The organism is Paenibacillus sp. FSL H8-0260 (assembly GCF_045040625.1).
GTDB classification, from domain to species: Bacteria; Bacillota; Bacilli; order Paenibacillales; family Paenibacillaceae; genus Paenibacillus_AQ; species Paenibacillus_AQ odorifer.
Map to the genome: position 1 here is coordinate 3,191,717 of NZ_CP150298.1, position 26,666 is coordinate 3,218,382.

General features: G+C 41.9%; 27 protein-coding genes. 21 read left to right on the top strand and 6 right to left on the bottom strand.

Annotated features, from left to right (window positions below; translation table 11 throughout):
* Positions 1–3 precede the first annotated feature (3 nt).
* The gene (locus tag MHI51_RS14255; protein ID WP_076129326.1) at positions 4–1,092 is read left to right on the top strand and encodes an efflux RND transporter periplasmic adaptor subunit; all 1,089 of its coding nucleotides are present in this window, start codon (positions 4–6) and stop codon (positions 1,090–1,092) included.
* A gap of 19 nt (positions 1,093–1,111) precedes the next feature.
* Here the strand turns inward: MHI51_RS14255 and nagZ are convergent, their stop codons facing one another.
* Entirely contained in the window at positions 1,112–2,410 is a 1,299-nt protein-coding gene (gene nagZ / locus MHI51_RS14260; protein WP_076275701.1) for a beta-N-acetylhexosaminidase, read from the bottom strand.
* A 127-nt stretch (positions 2,411–2,537) separates the two neighbouring features.
* On the opposite strand from nagZ, the gene MHI51_RS14265 reads away from it, so the two are divergent.
* Positions 2,538–3,041, top strand: a complete 504-nt coding sequence (locus MHI51_RS14265) for a ferritin (protein WP_076129328.1) — start codon at positions 2,538–2,540, stop codon at positions 3,039–3,041.
* A gap of 37 nt (positions 3,042–3,078) precedes the next feature.
* Here MHI51_RS14265 and MHI51_RS14270 read toward each other — a convergent pair whose 3' ends face one another.
* Positions 3,079–4,437: a PQQ-binding-like beta-propeller repeat protein gene (locus MHI51_RS14270; protein ID WP_076275700.1), complete on the bottom strand. Its 1,359-nt coding sequence runs from the start codon at positions 4,435–4,437 to the stop codon at positions 3,079–3,081.
* Positions 4,438–4,686: 249 nt separating this feature from the next.
* Here MHI51_RS14270 and MHI51_RS14275 point away from each other — a divergent pair, with 249 nt between their 5' ends.
* The 9 genes from MHI51_RS14275 to MHI51_RS14315 all read left to right on the top strand — a co-directional run bounded on the left by MHI51_RS14275 (position 4,687) and on the right by MHI51_RS14315 (position 12,854).
* Positions 4,687–5,556, top strand: coding sequence for a cation diffusion facilitator family transporter (locus MHI51_RS14275; protein WP_076129330.1), 870 nt, complete (start codon positions 4,687–4,689; stop codon positions 5,554–5,556).
* Positions 5,557–5,691: 135 nt separating this feature from the next.
* Positions 5,692–6,102, top strand: coding sequence for a bacteriohemerythrin (locus MHI51_RS14280; RefSeq protein WP_051491008.1), 411 nt, complete (start codon positions 5,692–5,694; stop codon positions 6,100–6,102).
* Between the two features lie 152 nt (positions 6,103–6,254).
* Entirely contained in the window at positions 6,255–7,448 is a 1,194-nt protein-coding gene (locus tag MHI51_RS14285; protein ID WP_341002458.1) for a metallophosphoesterase, read from the top strand.
* A 142-nt stretch (positions 7,449–7,590) separates the two neighbouring features.
* On the top strand, positions 7,591–8,040 hold the full coding sequence (locus tag MHI51_RS14290) for a MarR family winged helix-turn-helix transcriptional regulator (protein ID WP_076129332.1): 450 nt from the start codon (positions 7,591–7,593) through the stop codon (positions 8,038–8,040).
* Between the two features lie 17 nt (positions 8,041–8,057).
* Complete coding sequence (locus MHI51_RS14295; RefSeq protein ID WP_405173976.1) at positions 8,058–8,864, top strand: NmrA family NAD(P)-binding protein; 807 nt, start codon at positions 8,058–8,060, stop codon at positions 8,862–8,864.
* A gap of 71 nt (positions 8,865–8,935) precedes the next feature.
* Positions 8,936–9,613 carry a response regulator transcription factor gene (locus tag MHI51_RS14300; RefSeq protein WP_076129334.1) on the top strand — a complete coding sequence of 226 codons (678 nt, stop codon included), beginning with the start codon at positions 8,936–8,938 and terminating at the stop codon, positions 9,611–9,613.
* Positions 9,610–10,986, top strand: a complete 1,377-nt coding sequence (locus MHI51_RS14305) for a cell wall metabolism sensor histidine kinase WalK (RefSeq protein ID WP_076185929.1) — start codon at positions 9,610–9,612, stop codon at positions 10,984–10,986. The genes MHI51_RS14300 and MHI51_RS14305 overlap by 4 nt, the downstream gene beginning before the upstream one ends.
* Before the next feature lie 69 nt (positions 10,987–11,055).
* A complete protein-coding gene (locus tag MHI51_RS14310; protein ID WP_076275698.1) occupies positions 11,056–12,174 on the top strand; it encodes an ABC transporter permease in 1,119 nt (372 codons plus the stop codon).
* A complete protein-coding gene (locus MHI51_RS14315; RefSeq protein WP_076129337.1) occupies positions 12,171–12,854 on the top strand; it encodes an ABC transporter ATP-binding protein in 684 nt (227 codons plus the stop codon). The genes MHI51_RS14310 and MHI51_RS14315 overlap by 4 nt, the downstream gene beginning before the upstream one ends.
* 24 nt (positions 12,855–12,878) lie before the next feature.
* Here the strand turns inward: MHI51_RS14315 and MHI51_RS14320 are convergent, their stop codons facing one another.
* From MHI51_RS14320 to MHI51_RS14335, 4 genes are read right to left on the bottom strand one after another with little or no spacing between them, the layout of a single operon-like run.
* Positions 12,879–13,769, bottom strand: a complete 891-nt coding sequence (locus tag MHI51_RS14320; RefSeq protein ID WP_405173977.1) for a LysR family transcriptional regulator — start codon at positions 13,767–13,769, stop codon at positions 12,879–12,881.
* Positions 13,770–13,791: 22 nt separating this feature from the next.
* Positions 13,792–14,646: an SDR family oxidoreductase gene (locus MHI51_RS14325; protein ID WP_076275697.1), complete on the bottom strand. Its 855-nt coding sequence runs from the start codon at positions 14,644–14,646 to the stop codon at positions 13,792–13,794.
* Between the two features lie 34 nt (positions 14,647–14,680).
* Positions 14,681–15,160 (bottom strand): GNAT family N-acetyltransferase, encoded by a 480-nt coding sequence (locus MHI51_RS14330; RefSeq protein WP_256718899.1) that lies wholly within the window; start codon positions 15,158–15,160, stop codon positions 14,681–14,683.
* 26 nt (positions 15,161–15,186) lie between these two features.
* The gene (locus MHI51_RS14335) at positions 15,187–16,023 is read right to left on the bottom strand and encodes an AraC family transcriptional regulator (RefSeq protein WP_305953559.1); all 837 of its coding nucleotides are present in this window, start codon (positions 16,021–16,023) and stop codon (positions 15,187–15,189) included.
* 154 nt (positions 16,024–16,177) lie between these two features.
* On the opposite strand from MHI51_RS14335, the gene MHI51_RS14340 reads away from it, so the two are divergent.
* From MHI51_RS14340 to MHI51_RS14385, 10 genes are all read left to right on the top strand, one after another.
* Positions 16,178–17,341, top strand: coding sequence for a Gfo/Idh/MocA family protein (locus MHI51_RS14340; RefSeq protein WP_405173978.1), 1,164 nt, complete (start codon positions 16,178–16,180; stop codon positions 17,339–17,341).
* A gap of 25 nt (positions 17,342–17,366) precedes the next feature.
* A complete protein-coding gene (locus tag MHI51_RS14345) occupies positions 17,367–18,128 on the top strand; it encodes a sugar phosphate isomerase/epimerase (RefSeq protein WP_076219693.1) in 762 nt (253 codons plus the stop codon).
* A 32-nt stretch (positions 18,129–18,160) separates the two neighbouring features.
* Positions 18,161–19,261, top strand: coding sequence for a Gfo/Idh/MocA family protein (locus MHI51_RS14350; protein WP_076219692.1), 1,101 nt, complete (start codon positions 18,161–18,163; stop codon positions 19,259–19,261).
* A 19-nt stretch (positions 19,262–19,280) separates the two neighbouring features.
* The gene (locus MHI51_RS14355) at positions 19,281–20,282 is read left to right on the top strand and encodes a Gfo/Idh/MocA family protein (RefSeq protein ID WP_076275693.1); all 1,002 of its coding nucleotides are present in this window, start codon (positions 19,281–19,283) and stop codon (positions 20,280–20,282) included.
* A gap of 236 nt (positions 20,283–20,518) precedes the next feature.
* Entirely contained in the window at positions 20,519–21,559 is a 1,041-nt protein-coding gene (locus tag MHI51_RS14360) for a hypothetical protein (protein ID WP_076129344.1), read from the top strand.
* Between the two features lie 216 nt (positions 21,560–21,775).
* Positions 21,776–23,284 (top strand): malate:quinone oxidoreductase, encoded by a 1,509-nt coding sequence (locus tag MHI51_RS14365; RefSeq protein ID WP_076129345.1) that lies wholly within the window; start codon positions 21,776–21,778, stop codon positions 23,282–23,284.
* A gap of 138 nt (positions 23,285–23,422) precedes the next feature.
* Entirely contained in the window at positions 23,423–23,839 is a 417-nt protein-coding gene (locus MHI51_RS14370; RefSeq protein ID WP_076129346.1) for a GntR family transcriptional regulator, read from the top strand.
* Entirely contained in the window at positions 23,836–24,522 is a 687-nt protein-coding gene (locus tag MHI51_RS14375; protein WP_076275691.1) for an ABC transporter ATP-binding protein, read from the top strand. Before MHI51_RS14370 ends, MHI51_RS14375 begins: the two co-directional genes overlap by 4 nt.
* The gene (locus MHI51_RS14380) at positions 24,519–25,364 is read left to right on the top strand and encodes a hypothetical protein (protein WP_341002472.1); all 846 of its coding nucleotides are present in this window, start codon (positions 24,519–24,521) and stop codon (positions 25,362–25,364) included. The genes MHI51_RS14375 and MHI51_RS14380 overlap by 4 nt, the downstream gene beginning before the upstream one ends.
* A gap of 24 nt (positions 25,365–25,388) precedes the next feature.
* The gene (locus MHI51_RS14385; RefSeq protein ID WP_076275689.1) at positions 25,389–26,603 is read left to right on the top strand and encodes a hypothetical protein; all 1,215 of its coding nucleotides are present in this window, start codon (positions 25,389–25,391) and stop codon (positions 26,601–26,603) included.
* Positions 26,604–26,666 lie beyond the last annotated feature (63 nt).

Consider the following 26,666-nt stretch of genomic DNA (forward strand, 5'->3'; position numbering starts at 1 on the left):
GTGATGAAGAGGAGAATCAAGTGGATTGTATTGGTACTGATTATAATTGCAGCAGGTTATTTTCTATATAGTAAGATGTATAAGCCTGAAGCGCAGTTAGAGCCTGTTGAACCCCCGCAAGCCATAACTTTTGAGGTCACACAGGAGACCATTACCAATTCCATACAAGTTAAAGGTAATTCTAATTATGAGAAAGAAACGCTTGTTTATGCTCCATATGCTTCAAAGGTGACAAAGTGGAAGGTTGAAAATGGTGGACAGGTCAAAAAAGGTGATTTACTGTTTACTCTCGATCAGGAAGCCTTGAAGAATGAGATTGCTACACAAGAGGCGACCATCCGTAAAGCAAAGCTGGAAGCAGAGCTGAATGCATTTGTGAGCCAGCAAGACGAGGAGAATGCAGCCCTTGGTGCAACTGAAGCAGAACGGATTAAAGCACTCACAGCCCAAGAAGCAACACGGCTAGGGGACGAGCTTAATCAGGTCAATGCCGAAATACAGGCACGCGAATTAACAGAGAAAAAAGCCAAACTCAAAACAGCACTTTATTATGCTCCGGCAACCGGCATTTTCTTATTTGACAGTGCAAGCGAAATTCCACAGACAGTGACAGATAATCAATATATCGGAAAAATAGTAGATATGAACAAGCTAGAATTCATTGCTCTTGTAGGTGAACAAGACGTCTTCCGTATAAAGACAGGCATGAAGGTCGACGTAAAAATGACAGCTATAAAAGATTTAAAGTTATCTGGAGAAGTTACGAAGGTAGCGAAATTTGCAAAGACAGCTTCAGGGCAGAATGCTACTGCCAGTTCGGTTCCTCAATTCGAAGTGGTTATCACGCTGCAGCCTGACGAGCATTTGATCGGTGGTTTAAGCTTAAACGGAGAAATTGAAACAGTTCGCAAAGAAAATGCCACCGTTGTATCCAGCATAGCTGTAATGCATGAAGGAGACCTCTCCTACGTTATGCTGGATAAAGGGGACGGGCAATATGAACGAAAAGACATCGAAGTGGGTCTGGAAACTACGGACAAAACAGAGGTTCTCTCTGGGTTGAAGGTTGGAGATGTTGTTGTTCTTCAGTAACAATGACTAACGCTTAGATTTACTTCTCAATCGTTTGACGCCAAACGTTAATCTCTTTATTAAGATCGGTAAGATCAGGAACCGGGATTTGCTCATCGGAAAGGTTATATTTGGCTTTTAAGGCTAAGATCCGATAGACGCTTTCATCAATCCGTGTTTCTTGAATCTTACCGTTTTTTACGTTTTGCAGGAGGGAGTCCATGACCCGTTTTTCATTATCATAGCCGTGAGCGACAAGGAGAATATCACTACCTGCATTCACAGTATCTACTGCTGCTGTAGTCAGATCGTAGTTCTTCATAATGGCTCCCATGGTTAGATCGTCTGTAATTACGATTCCTTGGTAGCCCATTTCATCTCGAAGCTGTTCACCAATAATGGTACGCGATAAGGATGCGGGTTTGTCTGGATCTAATTTTGGAAACAAAATATGAGCGACCATTACGGCGTCCGTCCCCTCTTTAATGGCTGCTTGGAAGGGGAGCCATTCTAAGTCAGCTAGCTGACCGGCTGTTTTGTTCACAATCGGCAGATCCAGATGGGAGTCGACAGAAGTATCTCCGTGTCCTGGGAAATGCTTGACAACAGGAACGACGCCTTCGCTCTCAATTCCCTTCATTTCGGCAATCCCTAGTTGAATGACTTGGTCAGCAGCATTGCCGAACGACCGGTCTCCGATGACTGGATTGTCTGGATTGCTATTGATATCGAGAACGGGAGCAAAGTTCATATTAAATCCGGCTGAACGTACTTCTCTTGCGAGCAGTTTTCCCATTTTCTCGGCAGCAGCAGCGTCATTACTTGCACCCACTGTTCCGTTAGAAGGGAATGTAGCATATTCTTTAGGCATCCGGCTGACTTTTCCACCCTCCTGATCAACACTCATGAATAGTGGGGCAGGGTTGCCAGTGTTACTCTTTTTCATAGAATTGATAAGACTGATCATCCCTTTCAGGCTTTTAATATTGTCCTTATAGAGGATGATTCCACCTATTTTGTCTTCGGTAATCATCTTTTTAGCTTGCTCATCAAGGACAGTTCCATCAATTCCAACTAGGAGCATTTGTCCGATTTTTTCTTCCAAAGTCATCTCAGCAACCTGAAGAGCAATTGGATCGCTGACTGCTGAGGGGGTGGGAGCCAAGCTGGTGGTTGGTGCAGGTGTGGATTGGGAGGTCGGTGAATCGGTAGCTTCGGACTGTGAATTACTGCTGCTATTAGAACAGCCAGCAATGAGGAACAGTGACACCATAGCTGCAATAATGAAGAGTGTACCGGAAATCTTAGGCTTTAGGCTGTGACGGGTGAATCTAATCATCTGAATAGTCGTCCTTTCGTTAGCTAAATTAGATATTGGGAGAGGAATCCTTGCTGACTTAGAAGCACGGTGATAAGATAAACTTAAATATTTACATATTAAATTTGAATAATGAGGTGACGGTCCAATGAAAGATGGATTAGTACAAGCACTTAATGAACAGATGAATTTCGAGTTTTATTCCGCTCATGTTTATCTGGCGATGGCTGCTTATTGTTCCGGCGAAAGTCTGGATGGATTTGCAAACTTTTTTCTAATTCAAGCCGAAGAAGAACGGTTCCATGCCATGAAGATTTATAAATTCCTTAACGACCGGGATAACCGTGCTACGCTAGAAGCACTGCCAGAGCCGAAGAACGAATATAACTCGATGTTAGATGCTTTTGAACATGCCTTCGCGCATGAACAGCAGAACACTAAACGGTTCTATCATTTGGCTGACCTTGCTCTGGATGAGCGTGAACATGCGACGATTTATTTCTTGAAATGGTTTATAGACGAGCAAGTAGAAGAAGAAGCACTCTTTAGCAACATCATCAGTAAACTGAAACGAATTGAAAAAGATAGCAACGCCTTCTACATGCTGGATGCCGAGTTTGCTGCACGTACTTTTACAGCTCCGGCTGAATAAGTTATTGAAGCCCAACAGCCTGAGAAATCAGGCTTTTTTATTTTATAGATGTAGGAAGTTTAATCGCGAGCAGCTTATTATCCGTCCGAATCATCAGCATCCCTCCAGTTTTAAGGGAAGGGGCAAAGTTACGAGAGCCTGTGTTCACAGTGAAAATAGGCTTTAGAGTTAACATGTCATAAGCGTGAAATAGGCCATCAGATTGTCCACTATAAACCACGTTTCCGAACAGATCCGTCTGTACCACTGGATTCTCTCCAATATTGAGGTCGACAAGCTGGCCGGTTCCTAGCTTAAGTGCGGATAAAGTACCTTTATCTTGATTTTGAAATAACATTCTTTGTTGATAAACTTGGTTCAATGGAGAGTCTTTTTCTTTAACCATCGAGGCCCAGGTTTGCACCGGTTTACCCTCTGCAGAATAATTCCAGAAATCATATTTCACAAACTTACTGCCCTGAAAGATGTAAAAGTCCTTTCCATCCAAAAACGCGTTTCCATTCATCCCATTATAATTGTACACACCATCTTTATTCTCGGTATCTGTCCATTTATATAATCGTTCTCCTTTTAATTCACCTGTCTTTATGTTGAACACGGATACTTTGACTTTTCGATTTACCGGGTCATCATCCATCATAAATGTATTCGTGATAGAGTAGAGGAGCCCATCCTTCACTGCTAACGGCATCCACTGCCGGGTCTGGTCCCATAGTTTTTTTCCTGTCAGACTGTCATAAGCGGCGAGTCCAGCAGTTGTTAAGGCCCCTTGAGACAGATAGCTGCGAATAACGACCCCGTCTGATTCCATGACCTCTGATAAGCCTGTAAAGTTATTGCTTTTCTCTACAGCCTTCCATTTGATCTTTCCGGTTACGGCGTCAACTGCTGCTAATTGTTCCTCTTGAGTAACATAAATAGTAGATCCTAAACGCTGTATATTTGTAGCTTTGGGGAGTGTTATGGAAGCCGACCATGCTTTTTTACCTGCCTCATTAACGGCATATAGGGAGCCGCTTCGGGTTAGACCGTAGATAAATCCATTGCTGTACGTGAATAGCGGCGCTAATCCACTTCCGAACTCCCATATTTTTTTGCCTGTTGCCGCATTCATTGCGGTTAATTTTTCATTGCGCTGCAACGCAAAGATCTTCCCGTTTTCCGCGAGTGCTGTAATGTCCTGTCCGGTGATTCTGTCTTTTTTTAAAATGGCGAGTTGTGCTGACCAAACAGGTTTTAGGATCGGGGCTGTGACTTCACTGTAATAAGTGTTACTTAGGCTTACAATTGCTTTTTCTGCAGAAATGACTGACATTGATCCACTGTTTGTTATTGGAATTAAAATACTCCCTATAGCTAAACATGTAACAATTTTCTTCGGCAAAGACTGAATCATCACTCCACGCTCCTTTGAATTAGTCATTACTATAATTAGACAATAAAAATAGCAAAAAGTTACTATTCCAGAAGAATGGAAGCAAAGTTGAACGGGGGCAAACTATGTTGCGTCCTGCAAAACAGTTACGACCTTGCAACTCTATTTGACAGAGGGAACTATTGCGCCCCGTAGCAACACTGTTTCTCTAGACCCACCCGATTCTCAAAGTGTAGTATAGAACAATACTATTCTTTGGGGGTTCTTTTTTTGGAAACTTATAACGACATTAAACAAGGCGAAAAAGGAGCTTGGCTAAGCATCGTTGCTTATATCTTTTTATCAGCTATCAAGCTGTTCATAGGTACGGTCTCAGGATCTCAAGCGTTGCTTGCAGATGGATTGAATAACAGTACAGATATTATTGCTTCTATCGCGGTACTAATTGGCCTGAAGATTTCCAGAAGACCGCCGGATTCGAACCACAGCTACGGGCATTTTAGAGCGGAGACCGTGGCTTCATTAATTGCTTCATTCATTATGATTGCGGTAGGGCTTCAAGTTTTGTACCAAGCTGTGAACAAATTTATTCAACCAGCACTGGAAAGTCCTGATCTCATAGCGGCGTGGACGGCAGTGGGCTGTGCTGTAGTTATGATGGCTGTCTATATGTATAATATTAGGCTGGCCCGTGCCATTAACAGTAACGCAATGCGGGCAGTAGCACTGGATAATCGATCAGATGCTATAGTTAGCGTGGGCGCTTTTATCGGAATTGTGGCTTCCTCCTTGGGCGTTCCTTGGCTTGACCCGCTTACAGCCATCATTGTCGGACTAATTATCTGTAAGACGGCATGGGATATCTTTAGCAAAGCTACGCATGATCTGACGGACGGATTTGATGCGGAAGAGCTTGAACATATGAAAGAAACTGTGGCAGAAATTGATGGTGTACAATCCATAAAAGATATCAAAGCCCGTATCCATGGGAATAACGTATTAGTAGACACAACTGTGCTAGTGGATTCTCAGCTAAGTGTAGTGCAGAGTCATGATATTACGGAAGAAATTGAAGAACAGTTAAAAGACCGGCACCAAGTTTCCAATGTACTTGTACATATCGAACCCGTGATGAAGTAGAGATTTATCAGTAGGTGCCATATGTACAGCTAATGGTTGAATATAAGCACCTGTGATGTTGTTAATAGTTCTTTTGTGGAGAAAGGTGGAAAATAAAATTAAAATGTAATTTTCAAGAAACGGAATGGTGATTTCATGATCGCTTGGAAAGATTCATATGATATCGGTGTAGAAAAAATTGACTGCCAGCACAGACAGTTGTTAGCGAAATTGAACGAATTCTTTGAAGCATGCAGTAATCAGCAAGGGAAAGAAAAGATTGAGGAAACACTGAAATTCTTAAAAGAATACACGATTGAACATTTCAGTAATGAAGAGCAACTGATGGAGGAGATCAACTTCCCTGAACTAGCTGAACATCGTCAGACGCATGCTGATTTCGTGAAGGCAGTTCTCGAATTGGAAGAAACGGTCAAAACAAAGGGAGTATCCGTACTCTCAACCATCAAGCTTAATCGAACGTTAACAGACTGGCTGATAAATCACATCAATAAATGCGATAAGCTGATTGGTCAATGTATGGCCACACGTGATAAAGCGATATAAGATAAACCTCCAAAGAAGATGCCGATGGGCATTTTCTTTTTTTAGTTCCGATGTTTTCCGAACACCGCATTGCAGTTTATACTGGGTTAACGGTTTGTGTTATGATTTGAGATAAGAAGTAGAGAAGTAGTTAGGTAAAGGGGAGAGAAACGATGAAAACATTACGAATGTTAGCTTCAGGATTTGCTATGCTGCTCATTCTGGGTCTTGTTAATTTCTACATTGGCTATCACGGCTGGTTACTTATTCATGAATGGTTTTCAGGTGTTTCGTCAGCAGTATTCTGGACATTATTTATGCTGATCGCTTTTGCGTATGTCATTGGAATGATCCCATGGCCAAAATCGGTTAAACCGATCGCCAGATTCTTTAAAGTGATTGGATCGTATTATTTAGCGTGTATGGAATTTGCAATCATTATGTTACCTTTGGCAGACCTATTATATGTGATACTGGGATGGTCAGGAATCAATCGTACCTATTACATTGCAGAAGCGGGCGGGACAATTCTGATATTACTGGCAGTCTTTCTGGTCTGGGGTTCAATCAACGCCTGGAGTACCGTGATCCGCACACATTCCATACCTATTGATAAATCTATTGGCACCAGCACGCCATTAACGATCGCGGTTGCTTCAGACCTGCACTTAGGGAATATCGTGGGCAATCGTCATCTCAAAAAAATGGTGGCACAAATGAACGCGATGCAACCCGATGTGATTTTGCTGGCTGGAGATGTCTTGGATGACAGCATTGAACCTTTTATCCGCAATAGTATGAGTGAACAGATTAAACAGTTAAAAGCTCGTTATGGTGTCTACGCAGTACTGGGCAATCACGAATATTATGGTGGATCAATTAAGGAATATACCGATTTGATGAGTAGTATTGGGATCAAGGTCCTGCAAGATGAGGTTGAAGAAGTCGCAGGAACGTATATTGTAGGCCGAAAAGACAAGACAGCCGAGACGATGGAAGCTGGTGGCAGACAAAGTGTAAGCACCTTGCTCGAAGGACTTGATCTTACACGTCCTGTGATTATGATGGATCATCAGCCTACAGGCTTCGACGTAGCCGCTCAAGCTGGGGTAGACGTTCTACTCTCGGGTCATACGCACCGAGGACAGATTGCTCCTAATCACTGGATCACTAAACGTTTGTTCGAGCTGGACTGGGGATATCTTCGTAAGGACAATTTGCATGTAGTGGTGTCGTCAGGATATGGAACATGGGGACCCCCAATTCGTTTAGCTAGCCGGTCGGAGATCATTAAGCTGGAGGTTATGCTGGAGGGTTCTAAAAAATACAGTGAAGAGCCTCTTTCCACAAAAACGGTGTTAATCTAAGGTGAGTTTATTTAGAGGCTGTTTCATCAGCAGATTTATTCTGCCAGGTGAGGCAGCTTCTTTTTTTTTGACAACTCATGGGGAGTGTAGTATGTTTAAAATTAGTTAAGGACTTAACTATATTGGAGCTGAATTATAGAATATGGATCATTTACAACAGTTTGTGCTGAATCAGCCATTGCATACCAAAGCATTTTTTACATTAGTTGAAGCTACTGCAAATTTAGTTTCTGTTTCTGAGAAATATTGGCAGTCGAAAGGATTGAATGGAGCAAGAATTCGTATCTTGGTGGAGATCTCTAAACAGGGAGGTGCGATTCTGCCTTCTACATTGGCTCACATTATTGGAGTTACCAAAGCTAATATAAGCATGCTGTTAACACCATTGGAGCGAGATGGATTAATAACCCGTTCGAATGATACCAAGGATGGCAGAAAAAGCGTCATTTCGATTACGACTGAAGGCCAGCAATTACTTCTGGAGCATCTTCCAGAGAATCGTCAGGCTGTCGCAGAGAGAATGAAGAATCTGAATGATCAGGAGCTTCATCAACTTATCTTTTTATTACAAAAACTGAGTACATTCGAATAACAGAAAGGGTGTTATGTATGTCGATTATGGTTACAGGAGCCACAGGTCAATTAGGCAGCTTAATTATGGAGAAGCTTGAGAAGTACGTTCCGGCTAGTCAAGTTATTGCTTGTGTTCGTCAGCCAGAGAAAGCTGTTAATTATTTAGAAAAAGGGTTCGAAGTCCGTTTTGGCGATTATGACCAGTTAGATACGCTAATTGAAGCTTTTACTGGGGTCACAACGTTACTTTTAATCTCCAGCTCTCATACCGATGATAAGATCAGATTACATCAGCATGCTCAGGTCATTCATGCAGCAAAAAAAACCAATGTGAAGCATCTGCTTTATACTGGATTTGCCTTTCCACCCAAAGGTCCGATTCCTTCTTATCATGTCCATTTACTAACTGAGCAGATGATTCTTGAATCAGGGATAGATTATACGTTTCTACGTAACGCTTTGTACATAGATTTTGTGGGTGTGCTTGGGTTGAAGGAAGCGATGGAAAGCGGCGAGCTACCCACTTATCCAGGGAACTGGCAGTTTAATTCAGTCACTCGTGAGGACCTCGCTTTAGCTACGGCAAAGGTTCTTACAACGAATGGACATATGAACCAAGTCTACGAACTAGCTGCACCAAATGTTTGGGACTTCAACGAATTAGTTGATGTATTATCAGAGTTATCAGGGGAAAAAATTACGTTTCGCCAGGATTCAAGTATTCAGCATTGGATTTATTCGTTTTTAGCGAAGATAGATACTGCTTCTACATCAAAAGATCTGGAGAGACTGATGGAGCGGCCGGTTACCACACTTAGAGAGAGTATCAAGCCTTTTGTTTGAGCTGACTTTAGTTGTTCTATCGTTATAAAGTTGTTACTATGAGTTCATCCATTATTCAGGGAGTGTAAATGATGAAGAAGATTTTAGTAGCAGATGACGATGTGAATATTCGAACATTATTAAAACATGTACTAACAAGGGAAGGATATCAGGTGATGGAGGCCAGTGATGGCCGAGATGCGATACATAAATTGCAGGACAGTATTGCGGATTTAGCGGTCGTAGATGTAATGATGCCACATGTAGATGGGTTAGAGCTATGTCAGCATATTAGAGAAACGTATGATATTCCGATCATTTTATTGACAGCACGCCAGCAGCTGAGTGATAAAGAGCAAGGTTATTTGCGGGGGACGGATGATTATCTAACGAAACCTTTTGAGCCTGAAGAGTTGCTATTTCGGATCAAAGCGTTATTTCGCCGCTATTCCATTGCTTCAGATGATCGGATTCGATTAAATTCTCTAGTTATTGACCGCAAAAATTATGAAATAACCGATGGTGATGAGGTTCTGCTGCTACCGGTAAAAGAGTTTGAGCTTCTGGCTCAACTCGCACAATATCCAGGCAGGTTATATACACGTAGTGAGTTAATTGAACTGGTATGGGGCATGGATTATGAAGGGGATGAGCGAACAGTCGATGTACATATCAAACGATTGCGTCAGCGCTTCGTAGATTATCAGGAAGATTTTGTGATCCGAACCGTTCGAGGCATTGGCTATAAATTGGAGATGGTTAACGTATGAGATCCTTGTATGTCCGGATGTGTATTGTCTTCTGTTCAGTAATTGTGGTGAGTAGCCTTCTTGGATTTTTGGTGTCTAATATTTACTATCAAGCCCAGATTAAATCTCAGAACGATGCCAAACTTACCGGAATGGCTATCGAGGTTCAACAATTCGCAGAATCACATCCGGAGACAATGGAGGATTATTTGCGGAGTATAGCCAAGCTGGGTTATAAAATCTATTTAACAGATGCTGAAGGGGAATCAAGATTCTACGGGAAGCCCTTTAGAAAAGAAGATTTGGATGAGCAGCAACTAGAGAAGGTTCTGAATGGGCAAATTTATCATGGGGTTGCGGATTTCCCGGACAGTGCATTTATTACCGGATTTTTTGATAATCAACTGCGTAATTCAATTGGTGTTCCTGTAAAAGTAAACAATGAGACGTATGCTTTGTTTATGCGTCCGGATGCTGAAGTACAATTCGGTGAGCTGCGCGTCTTTTTTGCTGTGATCATTGGGTTCACCGTGTTGTTTAGCTTAGGCTTTGTAATGATTAGCGTACTGCATGTAGTTAGACCTATTACACGTTTGACGACGGCCACTAAACGGATCTCAAAAGGCAGATACGATATCAAATTGAATACGTGGCGGCGTGATGAGATTGGTCAGTTAGCTTCCCATTTTATGATTATGAGCCGGGAGCTGGAACGAACAAATCGGGCACGTCAGGAATTTGTCGCTAATGTATCACATGAAATTGAGTCGCCATTAACATCTATTCAGGGATTTGCCCAAGCGTTACAAGATTCAACCTTACCTGAGGATGAACGGTTACAGTATCTCAATATCATTGACCAAGAAAGCCATCGTCTTTCATTGCTAAGCAAACAGCTGCTTACCTTGTCTTCGCTTGATTATGATCCTAATTCCATACAGAAAAAGTCGACAGACTTACGTGCACAACTAAGACAGGTCGTACAAATCATGGAATGGAGATTAACAGAGAAACAACTGGCCGTGCGTTTGAATCTTGCAGATATCAGCGTTCTAGGTGATCCAAATCTATTGTTCCAGGTATGGATGAACCTGCTCTCCAACGCCATAAAATACACACCTGCTGAGGGTTCCATTATGATTTCCGCGAAGCTAATGGAACAGAACTGTATTGTTTCTGTGTCTGATACGGGTGAAGGTATTTCAGCCGAGGAGTTACCGTTAATCTTTGATCGTTTCTATAAAGTAGATCGAGCACGAACACATGAAACCCATAGCAGCGGACTTGGACTTGCGATTTCTCAAAAAATCGTAGAAGCGCATAACGGAACCATTGAAGTAACCAGTACTTTGGGTGAAGGGACTACCTTTACAGTTACACTTCCGCTTTTGTAATTCATTATTCATACTCCGTTCATTTTCATCTTCTAAACTGTGACTATACAGATTAGAAGGAGTGGTAATATGTTTTTAGCCTTAAGGGAAATGCGACATTCTAAAGCCAGATACCTATTAATTATGGTTATCATGTTATTGGTTTCCTTTCTTGTACTTTTCGTCACGGGACTAGCCAGAGGATTAGCTTATGCAAATATCTCTGCAGTAGAGAACATGCCGGCGAATTATTTTGTAGTGCAAGGTGATGCGGATCAGACCTTTAGACGTTCTCAGTTAACAGATACGGAGCTCCAGAATGTACGTGCAGTAGTTGGAGACAATAATGCATCTTCACTTGCAATGCAGATGAGCACTGTCACTGCTAACGAGGCAGACGTAAAAGCAGATATTACTTTTTTTGCAGTAGATATGAATGGGTTATTAGCTCCTAAAGTAGTTGAAGGTGACAAGATTACAAACGAGACAAACGGTAAAGTCCTTGTTGATCGTGACCTGGAACAGTCAGGAATCAAACTTGGCAGTATCATTCGTGATCAGGCAACCGGGATGGAATTTACTGTCGCAGGTTTTGTTGAGGATAGCTCTTACAGCCATACCCCAGTAGTTTATATCAACAATCAGGATTGGCAAGCTATGAAGCAGGGGGTTAACCAAGGAGAAGAAACCTCTTCGTCGGTACCGTTTAATGTGATTGCCCTTAATGCGAATGCTGATCAAGTAAATAAGATTTCAACGAATGTAAAAGATGTAGAGGTCATTACGCAAAAAGTAGCTATATCCAATGTTCCGGGCTACTCGGCAGAGCAGGGTTCTCTGCTAATGATGATTGTTTTCCTGTTTGTGATCGCAGCGTTTGTTCTGGCAGTATTCTTCTATGTCATTACGATTCAGAAAACTAGCCAGTTTGGTATTCTGAAGGCGATGGGTACCAAAATGTCTTACTTGGCTTGGAGTGTGGTAGGGCAGGTTATGATTTTAGCTATTTCAAGTCTTTGCATTAGCCTACTGCTTACCTTTGGGATGAATAAGGTTCTGCCTGATTCGATGCCATTCCAACTGGAGCCTTCCACCATTCTTTTAACCAGCTGTTTATTCGTTGGGATGTCTCTTTTAGGATCACTAATTTCTGTCGCTAAAGTGGCAAAAGTAGATGCATTAGAAGCTATTGGGAGGGCGGGAGCATGAGTGCGAAACTAATCATGAAGCAAGTAACCAAAAACTACGGTGATGGCGATACAACGGTGTCTGTGCTGAACAATTTGAATCTGATCGTTAATGAAGGGGAATTCGTTGCTGTCCTTGGACCTTCGGGAACAGGGAAAAGTACATTCCTTTCAGCGGCTGGTGCACTTCTAACACCTACTAGTGGTGAAATTTTTATAGATGGGGAATCACTTACAGATAAAAGTAAAAGTGAGCTGACAGAGCTCCGTTTAGAGAAGATAGGTTTTATGTTCCAAAGCGCTCAGTTGTTGCCTTATTTGAAGGTGGAGGAGCAACTCCTTTTTGTAGCCAAGCAGGCGAAAATGAGTGCTAAGGAAGCGAAGGAACGGGCTGCTGATTTGATGAAGCGGCTGGATATCTGGAAACGGCGTAATCATTATCCGGAACAGCTCTCCGGTGGGGAGAAGCAGCGTGTAGCTATCGCTAGAGCGTGGATGAATAAACCAGCGATTCTCTTTGCAGACGAGCCGACAGCCAGTCTGGACTTCAAACGCGGAAGAGAAGTTGTACGAATGATCGCTGATGAGGTGAAGAGTGAAGGTAAAGCAGCGGTAATGGTCACTCATGATGAACGGATGCTCGAATGGTGTGACCGGGTTCTGCATCTGGAAGACGGGCATTTGGTTGAACATCAAGTATAATTTCATAGTGTGGAAGAAAAAAAGCTACTTGTCTTTTCTAAAGACAAGTAGCTTTTTTATAAAGACATCGGTAGCTAAGGAAGAAGAACATTCTTGATGTCGGATGATTGAGAATTGCCTTTCCAGATGATGTTGCCTGATTGGCAGCTCTTTGATCTCACCGCTTTCTAGTTCCTTCCGTACAATCCATCTGGAGAGCATGGCGATTCCGAGGCCAGAGGCCACAGCTTCTTTAACACCTTGAGAGCTGTTGAAGACATAGGATCTTTTAACAGAAATATCTTCCTCCTGTAGGAAATGATCACTGAAAGCTCGTGTACCTGAGCCGTGTTCGCGAAGCACCCAAACCTGATCCTGCAACATACTCTGCTCCACAGAAATCGCTTTTGACAGAGGGTGGGTAGCAGGAGCGACCATAATCATCTCGTCTTTCATATAAGGAGTGACATTCAGATCATTCTCATGGACCTCACCTTCAATAAACCCTATGTCCAGTTCGTTGGATTTAACGCCTCCAATAATCTCCTCAGTATTGCCTATCGTCACTTGCAGCTTGACCTGCGGATATTGATTGGCAAAATCAGCAAGTCTTGCCGGCAAAATATATTCACCTATAGTAAAACTAGCGCCGATATGTATACTCCCAGTGACTTCGTCCTGAAGCATATGGATTTCCTGACTTGCTTCATCGAAATGAGCCAATATTTGTTTGGCGTGTTTATAAAGAATACTGCCCGCTTCTGTTAATCTAACCTGTTTAGAAGAACGATGCAGGAGTTTAGCACCGAGCTCATTCTCAAGATTCCGGATATGCAGACTGACACCGGGTTGAGATAAATTCAGCGCTTCTCCTGCTTTGGAAAAATGACTCAGTTCAGTTACAGTAACGAATACGCGTAATGGATCTACAATCATTGTAATCCCTCATTAGATTAGTCTATACTCCCGAATAAGCCAAGAATCCACCGTCAACGGGGACGGTAACTCCGGTCACAAAGCTGGACATTGCTTCATCTGCTAACCAGAGTAGTGTGCCAAGCAGATCCTCCGGCTTTCCAAAGCGGCGCATTGGAGTATGAGAGATGATTTTTTGGGAACGGTCTGTAAGCTCGCCATCTTCACGAACCAACAGCTTCTCATTTTGTTTAGTAAGGAAAAAGCCAGGGGCAATGGCATTCACACGTATACCAGACTCAGCGAAATGAACGGAGAGCCACTGGGTGAGATTATTAATTCCTGCTTTGGCAGCGCTGTAGGCAGGTACTTTGGTCATTGGAGAAGGTGCACTCATGGATGAAATATTAATAACAGATGTGCCCGTTCTGCCGAGCATCTGCTTGGCAAAAACTTGGGTTGGAATCAATGTTCCAATCAGATTTAGGTCCATCACATTGCGAAATCCATCTACACTAAGGTCAAAAAAAGTGAATATGTCCGGGTTCTCCAGGTCATCATTTTTGAAAATCTCTTGGGTCGTATTTGCTGAGGAATCATTTCCGCCAGCACCGTTAATTAATAGATCGCAAGGACCCCAGTGATTCTTAACAGCTTCTGCGGCTTTCACAACACTCTGTTGATCTGTAACATCACAGGAGAGTGAAATCGCTTGACCGCCTGCGGCTGTAATTTCAGCGGCAACCAAATCTCCCTTAGCTGCGGTGCGATTTAGAATCGCGACTTTAGCTCCTTGCCGACCTAACTCTAGCGCCATAACCCGGCATAATACACCGGCTCCTCCGGTAATCACAGCGATTTTTCCTTCTAATGCTGGATGCAAATTTAATTCTAGCATAACCATTGAACCTCCCTAAAAGTCCTGAGTGTGATTAAAGTTCCTTATCAAGTACATGCTGTGATTTTTTTTGCGAAAATCCTATATGATTATAGAACTGTACAGCATCTTCTCTGGTTTGATTGGTACGTACTCTAATTTTGCTAAACCCTGTTTGGATTGCCCATCGTTCACAGGTTTCTACAAGCTGTCTGCCAATTCCTTCTCCGCGGCAAGTCTGATCAACAACAAGACCTCCGATTTCAATAAATGAAGGAGATTCAAGTAAGATTCGAACGGTCGCATGTATCCATCCTACCAATTGGTGATTTGATTCAGCTACATATACAGTATGATCTTTGTGTGTTCCGATTTCTTGTAGTCTTTCTCCTAATTGTTCGATATTCAAAGGATATCCAAGCTGGCTTGAGAGTCTTGCTATCTCTTGAATGTCGCTTATAGATGCTGTTCTGATAAGAATATCGTTCACCACCTCAAAATTGTAGGTTAGAGCCTTTTTATTATAGTTCAACACATAGATTAGGACATTCCCTAATAAATTTACTTAGTGCTGTTACGATAGGCAGAAGGGGAGATTCCTATTGTCTTTTTGAAATATTTAGAGAAATGGGCTAATTCCATACTTACTTGCTCCGCGATATCTGAAATGCTGAAATTGCTATAAGAAAGCTGTCTTTTAGCATGCTCCATTCTTTTCAATTGTACATAATGCATGGGGGGAACCCCTATAAATTTCTTGAAGTAGGGGATGAAATAGTTCGGATGTAAGTGGACAATTTCTGCTAACTCTTCTATTTCTATGGGTTTATCCAGCCGCTCATCAATATATTGAAGCACATAGGCGAGCTTTCCTTGATCCCCCGTATGTATAAATTCTTGCATAAAGTCTGTTTTGATATTCTCGTTCGATTCAAGACAAGTAGCAATTAGATTGAGGACGTTCGCCTGAGTACGCAGAATGGACAATACATCATCTTTTTGAAACTGTTCGATCATTTCTGTGAAAATAACCCGTACGGAATCTGGGTTGGGCGCATCACAGATAAACAGTTTGTTTGCCGAATGGAATAAGGGCCACTCCCCAATATCAGCATCAAAATGGCAGAAATAGCGTGTATAGGGATCATTCATTGACGTCTCTGTAGTTTGAGTGCTTCCTGCGGGCATGATCATTAGCTGACCTGCTCTCGGATAATAAGTAACACCGTTAATGATAACTTTTCCCTCACCGCGGTCAATAAAATACAGCCGATTAAAGGTTGGAGTTTCCAACGTACGATTCCACCCGCTATATCCGCTTCTAAGTTGGGCATGGGTCACTTTTACGGTAAGATTCTGGAGGAATCTGCCGGTAAGGTTACCTGGATTATTCATCATCTAGCTCCTCTATGACTTGATTATCCTTATTATAACGAATTAATTTAACTAAATCATCTTATTATTATGCAAATAATGCTTAGTTTCGCTCATGTTCATGTCTATTAATTAAGTATATTCTCATAACATAACCTCAAATAGGGAAGTGATCTGATTGAATAAAGTACGGTATGGCATTATTGGAATTGGGAATATGGGGAGTGCACATGCACAAAGTCTGTTGAATCATATTAAAGATGCTGAGCTTGCAGCTGTATGTGATGTAAGGGAAGAACGTTTGAAATGGGCAGAAGAGCATTTACCGGAAAGTGTACAGAAATTTGCAACACCCCAAGAGTTATATGAGTCTCATCTCATAGATGCAGTATTAATCTGTACTCCACATTATGATCATCCAACTTTAGCTATCGGGGCTTTTCAATATGGCTATCATGTATTGGTAGAGAAACCGGCTGGGGTCTATACCAAAGCTGTTAAGCAGATGAACGAAGCTGCAGCAAAGTCTGATCGTAAATTCGGAATCATGTATAACCAGCGGACGAATCCTTTGTATCAAAAGCTTAGGGATCTCATACAGTCTGGTGAACTAGGCGAAATCCGCCGCACAAATTGGATTATCACCAACTGGTACAGATCACAAAGTTACTATAACTCCGGTGGTTGGCGGGCTACATGGGCAGGCGAAGGTGGTGGGGTGCTGCTGAATCAAGATCCTCATCAACTAGATTTATGGCAGTGGACGACAGGTATGATGCCTAAGCGGATCAGAGCGTTTTGTCATTTTGGTAAATATCGCAATATTGAGGTTGAAGATGATGTAACCGCTTATGTGGAATATGAAAATGGTGCGACAGGGCTTTTTATCACCACAACAGGTGAAGCACCGGGAACTAACCGTTTCGAAATTACTGGTGATCATGGAAAAATCGTAGTGGAAGACGGGAAATTAACCTTTTGGCGTCTACGCACGCCGGAGCCGCAATTCAATGCAGAGTTTACGGGAGGATTCGGCAGTCCAGAATGTTGGAAATGTGAGATTCCTGTAGAAGAGGGTGGCGGGGAACAGCATAAAGGAATTTTGCGGAACTTTACGAATGCCATTCTACACGATGAGAAATTGTTAGCTCCGGGTGAGGAAGGCATTCACGGTCTAACGCTATCTAATGGGATGTATTTATCGGCTTGGACCGACGATTGGGTGGAGTTACCGATTGATGAAGATTTATTTTATGAGAAGCTCATGGAAAAGGTGGAGAATTCTAACTTCAACAAAGAAACCACAGCCGCCCAAACCTTTGATGTTAAGGGAACTCATTAAATTTTAATCAGAGAGGAAAGATCCTATGAATCGTTCAACCATTGCTGCTCAAATGTACACATTACGTGATTTTACTAAAACTGCGGAGGATTTAAGATCCACTTTTCAAAAGGTCTCTGCTATGGGTTATGAAGCTATTCAGATTTCAGGCATCGGGCCAATCGATCCGAAGCTCGTAAAAGAGTATGCGGATGAAGCAGGTCTGGCAATATGTGCAACCCATGTGTCTTGGGATCGGCTAGTGAGCGATTTGGATGCTTTAGCCGCTGAACATAAGCTGTGGAACTGCAAAAATATTGGACTAGGAAGTTTACCGGAAAAATTCCGTACGGGGCAAGAAGGTTACCGTGAATTCGCCAAGCTGATGTCAGGCATTGCAGTTACACTAAAAGAACAACATGATCTGCAATTTGTTTATCATAATCACGATTTTGAATTTGAACGGTTTGATGGATTGACTGGCATGGAAATTCTGCTCACTGAGTCTGATCCTGCCGTTGGTTTTGAGCTGGATTTATATTGGGTTCAAGCGGGCGGAGGGAGTCCAGCCGAATGGATACGCAAAGTTGCAGGTCGAATGCAGGTTGTGCATTTAAAAGATATGGCGATTGTTAATAGAAAACAGATTTTTGCTGAAATCGGTGAAGGGAATATGAACTATAAAGAAATTATCAATGTCTGTCGCGAAACGGGTGTTGAATGGTTCGTAGTGGAGCAGGATGTTTGCCGCCGTGATCCTTTTGAAAGCTTGGAGATCAGTCTGCGGTATCTTCTTGATACCTTATAGAATGGAGTAATACTAATAGAAGGAGGGTTTCTATGAATCGAAAAAATGGGATGACCTATGCACCAACGTATGAATCCAAACCCGTAGTGAAGGCGGGGGAATTCATCATTGCCGCTATTGCCCTAGATCACGGTCATATTTACGGGATGTGTAACGGACTGGTTGAGGCAGGGGCAGAGCTGAAATGGGTATATGATCCGGACGAGGAAAAGGTCAGAAGTTTTATTAGTAAATATCCCGGTGTCAAAGCTGCCGGATCAATGGAAGAAGTTCTGGAAGATCCCGAAGTACAATTAATTGCAGCGGCCGCAATTCCATCTGAACGAGGACCTTTAGGCAATAGAGTAATGGCTCACGGTAAGGACTATTTTACGGATAAAGCCCCCTTTACGACCCTGGAACAGCTTGAAACCGCTAGAGCAATGGCAGCTGCAACCAATAAGAAATATATGGTCTACTATAGTGAACGCCTTCACGTTGAAAGCGCTATCTATGCGGGGCAGCTGATTCAACAAGGCGCTATTGGCCGTGTCCTGCAAGTCATTGGATTAGGGCCACATCGTCTAAATGCTCCTAACCGGCCGGAATGGTTTTTCCAAAGGGAGAAATATGGTGGGATTCTATGTGACATAGGCAGTCATCAAATAGAACAATTTTTGTATTATGCAGATTGTCAGGATGCTTCGGTTATTCATAGTAAAGTGGCCAATTACAATCATCCGACTTATCCCGAATTAGAGGATTTTGGTGATGCTACTCTTGTAGGGGACAATGGGGCAACACAATATTTTCGCGTGGATTGGTTTACCCCTGATGGGCTGGGCACTTGGGGAGACGGGCGCACGATGATTATGGGGACTGAAGGATACATTGAACTGCGTAAATATACTGATATAAGTCGTTCAAATACACCGGATCATGTGTACTGGGTCAATGGGGAAGGGGAACATTATGAGCATGTAGCAGGGAAGGTTGGTTTTCCTTTCTTTGGTGAGCTAATCCTTGACTGTCTGAATCGGACAGAGCTGGCGATGACACAGACCCATGTGTTCAAAGCTGCCGAGCTATGTCTGAAGGCTCAAGAGCAAGCGATCAATCTAACCCCCAGCAATACTCAGATAACGATGGAATGATGAACGGAGGGTAATATAGATGAAAGAACTTGGAGCAGCCATTATTGGATGCGGAGCCATTTTCCCTCTTCATGCAAAAACATTAACAGGCATCGATGGTGTGAGACTACTTGCGGTTGCAGATATTGATGCTGTTAAAGCATTGCAGACGTCTAATGAATATGACTGCCAAGCCACTAATGATTATAGAGAAATTTTAAAGGATGACCGTATTCATGTTGTACATCTCTGTACGCCTCATTATTTACATGCAGAGATGGCTACGGAGTTGTTACAAGCAGGAAAACATGTCCTTACCGAAAAGCCTATGGCGGCAGATCTTCCTTCAGCCAGACGAATACTTGAAGCCGCACAGCAAAGCACAGGTCAGCTTGGTGTGGTGTTTCAGAACCGTTATAATGATGCCTCGATGTATATTAAGCAGGTGATTGACTCAGGAATATATGGGAAGCTGCTCTGTATGAAAGGAATCGTGACCTGGCACCGTAGCGAAAGTTATTATAGCGATAGTAACTGGAGAGGACGCTGGTCTACGGAAGGTGGAGGTCTGCTAATTAACCAAACCATTCATACACTGGATTTACTTCAGTGGTTTGGTGGAGAGGTGGCATCGGTGAAAGGGAGTATTACCACGGATGTGCTAAATGGGGTCATAGAGGTAGAAGATACCGCCCATGCCTGCATCGATTTCACTAGTAATGTCAGAGGGCTTTTTTATGGTACAAATACCTATCTGGAGAATTCTCCAGTGGAGCTGGAGCTAGTTTTTGAAAAGGGTACTATCAACCTCCGCAGAGATCATTTATATCTTTGGAAGGATGGAAAGGAAACCTTGCTGTGCGAGCCTAGTTTCAGTGCCACGGAAGGTAAATCCTATTGGGGCACCGGGCATAAGAGACTGATTGAGGACTTCTATGAGCATGTCGCCAGGGGTCAAAAGTTTTGGTTGGATGGTGCTGAAGGGATAAAAGCGCTGGAGTTGGTGGCGGGGATTTATAGTTCATCGCAGAAGGCTGAATAAATGATAAATAAGCTGTATCAAAAGTAGAGTAATCTACGAATGATACAGCTTATTGTATTTTAATGTAAAACACTTGTACTCAATCCTCCTAAATCAACGAAACTCTAAATAACCTGTAACCTTCCTTGGTAGCTTGTCCATGGGGGTGATTTATGTAATTATGTTCTTGGGTAAGTAATTCGTAGATTTACAATAAATATACACTGATGATTAACGGCAAGTAGGAGGGATTAGGAATGAGTGTTACATGGAAAAGAAGGATTCTGATCAATGATCCTATTTCACTAGATCCAGTTCAGATTCAGCAAGACTTGTACAGCGGCAACCAAGTTATTGTCCAGTTCTCTGATCCATCGACCTATGGTTCGATTCTGGATGAAGTAAATGAGCTTTGCGCGCGTTTTGATGAAAATTTTGGAGTGCGTTTTTATGGCCACTATTCTGTATCCTTTGATTGTGAGACACTCCTGCAGATTCCAAATGTTAAAATGCTGCTGCTGAATTGTCTTCACCAGGCACATAACACGAACGTATTGGCTAAGCTGAATAACCTGTATAGTCTGAGCGTGGGGATATATGAGCTTGAAAATCCGGAAATTCTGAGTATAGATACGTTACGGTCTCTAAGTATTTTAAATATTAGCTCGGAGAAAAAGATGCTTAATCTGGAATACCTAAAAGAATTCTCCCGTTTAGAACAGTTGCATGTTATAGGTAAGGTTAAAAACCTTGATGCTATTGGAGATCTGGAGGATCTTACCTATCTCGCGCTGCACTCCATCAGCAACAAACCCTTACATTTTATTAATCGGCTAAAGAAATTGAAAGACCTACGTATTTTACTTGGAGGCAGAGAACATATTCAGGACATCGAAGAAAATGAAATCGAGAGCCTGGAAATTTGTAGAGTCCGTGGCTTTCATGACCTGAGTAATATTTCGGTTTTTCGTGCGTTAAAAAAGCTTGTGATTGAAGATCAAATCCAGCTACGTGAGATTAACTTTGATCAGCAGATGAAGGCACTGGAAGAGCTAACGATTATGAATTGCAAAACATTGGCTCATTTGACGGGAATGGAGCAATTACCTTTTCTGCATAAGCTTCGTATTTTCAAAACGGCGATCGATTTTGATTCATTTATAGAACAAGAGCTTCCAATCGGCTTAACCACAATAGAGTTTGCAACTTTTAAAAGAAAAGTAGATCAGGAAATTCAAAAAACAATAGTGGGGTTGGGCTATCAAAACGGAATTGTCTACAATGAGAACAGGGCATGATGCAGCCTTTTTTTGTTCCATAAATCTTGAGGACTTATTTCTATCTTTTTTACAAGCTTTTAAATATTTTATTTTTTTCATATAATAGTAGATATTAAATTTATAAATAATTGTAATACACCATGATAAGGTTATAATTGATACAGAAAAGGTGTGACGCCTAAGAAGGAGCGCCCACATCCTTTCTGCAAAATTCAGGGGATAAGGATGGTAATAATGGGCAAAAGTGCAACTGATACAGACGTCATTTTAATTGGTGCCGGAATCATGAGTGCGACTTTAGGAACACTTTTGAAGGAATTAGTACCGGAATGGAAAATTAAAGTATTTGAAAAGCTTGAAAAAGCAGGGGAAGAAAGCTCTAATGAATGGAATAATGCAGGAACCGGGCATGCGGCGCTCTGTGAGCTTAATTATACTGTTGAAAAGCCAGACGGATCTATAGATATTAGCAAAGCTATTCAGATTAATGAACAGTTTCAGCTTTCGATGCAGTTTTGGTCTTATCTTGTAAATCGCAAGCTGATACATACTCCCCAGGACTTTATTATGCCGTTACCTCATATGAGTTTGGTGCAAGGGGAGAAGGATATAGCTTTTTTAAAGAAAAGATTTGAAGCGCTCTCAAAAAACCCATTATTCCAAGGGATGGAATTTTCTGCTGACTCTAAAAAACTGATGGAATGGATTCCGCTTATTATACAAAATCGTCCTGCGAACGAATCCATTGCGGCTACAAAAATTGACTCTGGAACGGATGTTAACTTTGGTGCTTTAACGCGTATCTTATTTGAGCATTTAAAGAGTAAAAACGTCGATCTTCACTACAAACATAGTGTCAATAGTATGAAACGCAATAGTGCTGGCTTATGGGATCTAAAAATCAGAAATGCCAGCGGTAACATTGAACAACATACAGCGAAATTTGTGTTCATTGGTGGCGGGGGAGGAAGCCTGCACTTACTGCAGAAATCCGGTATTCCTGAAGGAAAACATATCGGTGGATTCCCAGTAAGCGGTATTTTTATGGTGTGTAATAATCCGGAAGTTATTGCGCAGCATCATGCCAAAGTATACGGCAAAGCTAAAGTTGGAGCCCCTCCAATGTCCGTACCGCACTTAGACACAAGATTTATCGACAATAAAAAATCACTGCTATTTGGACCATTTGCCGGCTTCTCACCTAAATTTTTAAAAACGGGCTCAATGTTTGATTTAATAACTTCTGTGAAACCGGATAACCTCATAACAATGCTGTCGGCAGGTGCTAAAAATATGTCATTAACAAAATACCTGATCGAACAAGTGCTGTTATCGAAAGAAAAACGTCTGGAAGAACTGAAAGAGTTTATCCCCAATGCCAAAATTGAAGATTGGGATCTTGTTGTAGCTGGTCAGCGTGTGCAAGTTATCAAAGATACAGAAGCTGGCAAAGGCACACTTCAATTTGGTACGGAGGTTATTAGTGCCGCTGATGGTTCGGTCGCCGCATTGTTAGGGGCTTCCCCTGGAGCTTCTACGGCTGTTCACGTGATGCTTGAAGTGCTTAACAAATGTTTCCCTCAATATATAAAAGAATGGGAACCCAAAATTAAAGAAATGATTCCTTCTTATGGTTTGTCACTAATGGATAATCCCGTGCTTCTGCAGAAAATTCACACTACAACAGCAGATACACTGGGTTTAGGTGGAAAAGAACATGTTTTTAATCAAAAGGTGTTTTAGTAATAAAAGAGCTGCCGAGAGGCAGTTTTTTTTTTGCTCAAATCTGAACTATTGACACAAAAGTGTATTACACGTATAGTACATAAATGAGATGTATGAACCACTTAGTACACACACTTAGTATATGGAGTTGGTTGTATGACAGAAGAACAGAAATCAGGCGTCAGCTTTAATATTCGTGAGCCGGTATATATTCAAGTTGTGCGTCATTTCAAGGAACAGATCGCCACAGGGCAAATCGGAGCGGGAGACAAAATTCCTTCACGGCGTGAACTGGCATCAGTAATGAAGATTAATGCGAACACGGCGCAGAAGGCATATAAGGAAATGGAGGAACAGGGTTTGATCGTAACAGAAGGGAATTCCCCGAGCCGAATTACACAGGATCAGCAAATCCTAAACTCGATTCGAGCTGAATTAATCGAAAGTGCAGTGGATATATTCATCAGCTCCATTCAGAATATTCAAATTCCAGTTGAAGAACTGGTAGAGATCATAAAGACAAAATATACATCCGAGCGCAAGTTATCTCCAGAGGGTGGTGACACAAGATGATCCAAGTGAATCAGATGGTAAAGAATTATGGTTTCAAGAAGGTACTAAATGGCGTTAGCTTCACTGCTGCCAAGGGAGAGATTACCTGCCTGATCGGAATCAATGGTGCCGGGAAGTCAACAGTGCTGAAGTCTATCATGGGACTGACACCATTCAAAGGGGAAGTCTTAATCGATAATGTATCACTAACACCTGCGATGTATGAGAAAATCACTTTCATTCCAGATTCGTTAACGATGCCCTCTAATATGCGAATTGCTGATTGCTTGAGCTTTATGGCTGACTTTTATCGGAATTGGAACGCTGAACGTGCAAAGGAAATGCTTAAGTTCTTCCGACTGAGCTCTTCAGATCGCGTATCCTCATTGTCGAAAGGGATGGCTGCGAAGGTGAATTTGTTGCTGGGACTTGCCTTGGATTGTGATTACATTCTAATGGACGAGCCGTTCTCGGGAATTGATATGTTCAGCCGCGAGCAAATTACTGATGTGTTCACGAGTGAATTGATCGAGGATCGTGGTGTGATTATTACAACTCATGAAATTAACGATATTGAGCATTTAATTGATAAAGCGGTCTTGCTACAGCACGGGAAGGTAGAAAGTGAATTCTACTGTGAAGAAGTTCGCGAGCAGGAAGGTAAGTCCATTACGGACGTAATGAGAGAGGTGTACATGAAATGAGAGCTTTTGTGAAGCTATTGAATTTTGAAATGAACCGATTTGCCAAAATATATATTGGACTCATGGTGCTGACAGTTGCCTTGCAGCTTGCAGCAGTCACCATCGGTGCTAATCATTGGCTGGATTCTGCGAATGAGGCAATGAGAGTGAATCAGTGGACGCTTGAGCAATATCACAATGTGACTGGATATATTCAGCTAAACAGTATGCTGTATGCTCGCTATAATGGACTTCTATATTTCGGACCCATATTTTTGAGCATAACAGTGTTGCTAATATATAGCTGCTTCATCTGGTACCGTGACTGGAGAGGTAAAAATACGATAGTATATCGCCTGCTCACCTTGCCATCCAATCGGGCGAATTTGTATTTTGCCAAGCTGGTTACGATCTTGCTATTCGCATTTGGACTTGTTGCCCTGCAAATTGTCCTTGTGCCACTGGAGCGTTTGATAGCACAGTCGATTCTTCCTGCTGAACTATATCGGAACATCTCGGTATTTGATTATTTGAAGTATTCTACTGTGCTTAAAGTTCTGGTTCCGCCCTACTTTTCTGAGTTTGTTCTATATTATGGACTGGGCATTACGGGCTTGATCGTCTTGTTCACAGCGATTCTAATGGAGCGGAGCTACAGACTGAAAGGGATCGGCTTTATCTTATTATACTTAGCGGTTCTAGCTGGATTAGCCTCAATACCCTATCTTATGGGTTATAGCAGATATGATAGCTACTTTTATCCCGGAGAAATCATAGGTGCTTGTCTCGGATTAATAGTGATTATTGCTGGAGGTTCGCTTTGGTACAGCTTGTATCTATTGCGTAAGAAAATATCGGTATAATTGAAGGGGTATGGAGGTTAGGGAATGAGAAAATATATGGTTACCGCCGTTCTTGTAGTGTTCTCGGTTGTTACAATCGGGACGTATTATGTACAAGCCTCACAAGAGACACTACCTAATTATAAGCTGACGATGGTTCAAGGGGATGCTTCTCTCGTTGAAGGTATAGCCTTATACGGAAATTATCTGACTAAGGATAGTGTTTTTGGCATCAAACGAGCTAATATCACTACAAATGGTACAGATTATCCAGATGAAAAGTTAACGATCAGCCAAAGCTTAAACCGAAGACCAGTGAATACACAATTGGATAAATGGAGGGATCAGCATCGTCAGTTCATGCGTGGAAAGAAGAACTTAGCTGGGTTCTATGAAAATCAGGATATGCTTGCTTACGTGAATTGGACCGTAGATAAGCAGCAATCAAATGATTCATCAGCGAAGAAAAATGCTAGACTCAGTATTTCTGTGCTTAATAAGCAGAAGGATAATACGCAGGAAATCAGATCCGATATCAATGTGGATCATGATATTTCAGATATCTATGTACAAAATGTACAGCTTGTTGATCAAGAGCTTGTTGCAATGGTGTTTTTGAATCACGGCGCCAAAGGTTATGTAACTGAACCGCAGATTATCCGTGTTAATCTAACAACAAAGGAGATTACGAATGAGCCGCTCGTATTACCAGGAGCTAAATCTGAAGCAGCAAATGGGGATAATCAATTCGTTAGGTTAGCCAATCAAAATCTGGATCACTCGGATCAATGGATTTTAACGGTTAGTAAAGATAATCATAAAAAGGCATATCAAGTAGATGTTGCAACAGGACAAATCTCGCCGCTCGCGTTCCAAGGGCATGAAATGTTATTGAATAATATTATGAATGCGTATGGACAGAAAATTTATTTCCTGCAAAAAGCTGTATCGGGTAAGGAGAATATAGGATTTACTGTGATTTCTTACGATCTCGTGAGTAAAGAATATGAGACTACTCTGAAGAATACAAATATAGATTTAAGTGAAAACATTACCTATGATTTTAAACAAGACTATCTCTATATTGTGGGTTATAAGAATATGGGTAATAAGTACTTCAAAGGTAATCGTCTGTATGTATTCAATTTGACAAGCGGTAACCTTGAATACGAAGGAAAAGCAGTATCAACAGAGGTTACAAATCAGGCTGAAGATGAAGCTAACATGGATTTGAATTTTATCGATCTCGGTCAGTATTAGAATTACTTGTAGAATAGAAAAATAGAGATAAAGAGATATGAAAAGGTACCAAGGCCGAGCTAA

Coding starts and splice junctions, on each gene's coding strand:
- MHI51_RS14350 (WP_076219692.1), top strand. CDS start 18,161: ATGAATCGAAAAAATGGGATGACCTATGCACCAACGTATGAATCCAAA.
- MHI51_RS14255 (WP_076129326.1), top strand. CDS start 4: ATGAAGAGGAGAATCAAGTGGATTGTATTGGTACTGATTATAATTGCA.
- MHI51_RS14270 (WP_076275700.1), bottom strand. CDS start 4,437: ATGATTCAGTCTTTGCCGAAGAAAATTGTTACATGTTTAGCTATAGGG.
- MHI51_RS14385 (WP_076275689.1), top strand. CDS start 25,389: ATGAGAAAATATATGGTTACCGCCGTTCTTGTAGTGTTCTCGGTTGTT.
- MHI51_RS14290 (WP_076129332.1), top strand. CDS start 7,591: ATGGATCATTTACAACAGTTTGTGCTGAATCAGCCATTGCATACCAAA.
- MHI51_RS14280 (WP_051491008.1), top strand. CDS start 5,692: ATGATCGCTTGGAAAGATTCATATGATATCGGTGTAGAAAAAATTGAC.
- MHI51_RS14315 (WP_076129337.1), top strand. CDS start 12,171: ATGAGTGCGAAACTAATCATGAAGCAAGTAACCAAAAACTACGGTGAT.
- MHI51_RS14300 (WP_076129334.1), top strand. CDS start 8,936: ATGAAGAAGATTTTAGTAGCAGATGACGATGTGAATATTCGAACATTA.
- MHI51_RS14265 (WP_076129328.1), top strand. CDS start 2,538: ATGAAAGATGGATTAGTACAAGCACTTAATGAACAGATGAATTTCGAG.
- MHI51_RS14345 (WP_076219693.1), top strand. CDS start 17,367: ATGAATCGTTCAACCATTGCTGCTCAAATGTACACATTACGTGATTTT.
- MHI51_RS14285 (WP_341002458.1), top strand. CDS start 6,255: ATGAAAACATTACGAATGTTAGCTTCAGGATTTGCTATGCTGCTCATT.
- MHI51_RS14360 (WP_076129344.1), top strand. CDS start 20,519: ATGAGTGTTACATGGAAAAGAAGGATTCTGATCAATGATCCTATTTCA.
- MHI51_RS14365 (WP_076129345.1), top strand. CDS start 21,776: ATGGGCAAAAGTGCAACTGATACAGACGTCATTTTAATTGGTGCCGGA.
- MHI51_RS14325 (WP_076275697.1), bottom strand. CDS start 14,646: ATGCTAGAATTAAATTTGCATCCAGCATTAGAAGGAAAAATCGCTGTG.
- MHI51_RS14375 (WP_076275691.1), top strand. CDS start 23,836: ATGATCCAAGTGAATCAGATGGTAAAGAATTATGGTTTCAAGAAGGTA.
- MHI51_RS14380 (WP_341002472.1), top strand. CDS start 24,519: ATGAGAGCTTTTGTGAAGCTATTGAATTTTGAAATGAACCGATTTGCC.
- MHI51_RS14295 (WP_405173976.1), top strand. CDS start 8,058: ATGTCGATTATGGTTACAGGAGCCACAGGTCAATTAGGCAGCTTAATT.
- MHI51_RS14320 (WP_405173977.1), bottom strand. CDS start 13,769: ATGATTGTAGATCCATTACGCGTATTCGTTACTGTAACTGAACTGAGT.
- MHI51_RS14310 (WP_076275698.1), top strand. CDS start 11,056: ATGTTTTTAGCCTTAAGGGAAATGCGACATTCTAAAGCCAGATACCTA.
- nagZ (WP_076275701.1), bottom strand. CDS start 2,410: ATGATTAGATTCACCCGTCACAGCCTAAAGCCTAAGATTTCCGGTACA.
- MHI51_RS14335 (WP_305953559.1), bottom strand. CDS start 16,023: ATGATGAATAATCCAGGTAACCTTACCGGCAGATTCCTCCAGAATCTT.
- MHI51_RS14305 (WP_076185929.1), top strand. CDS start 9,610: ATGAGATCCTTGTATGTCCGGATGTGTATTGTCTTCTGTTCAGTAATT.
- MHI51_RS14355 (WP_076275693.1), top strand. CDS start 19,281: ATGAAAGAACTTGGAGCAGCCATTATTGGATGCGGAGCCATTTTCCCT.
- MHI51_RS14370 (WP_076129346.1), top strand. CDS start 23,423: ATGACAGAAGAACAGAAATCAGGCGTCAGCTTTAATATTCGTGAGCCG.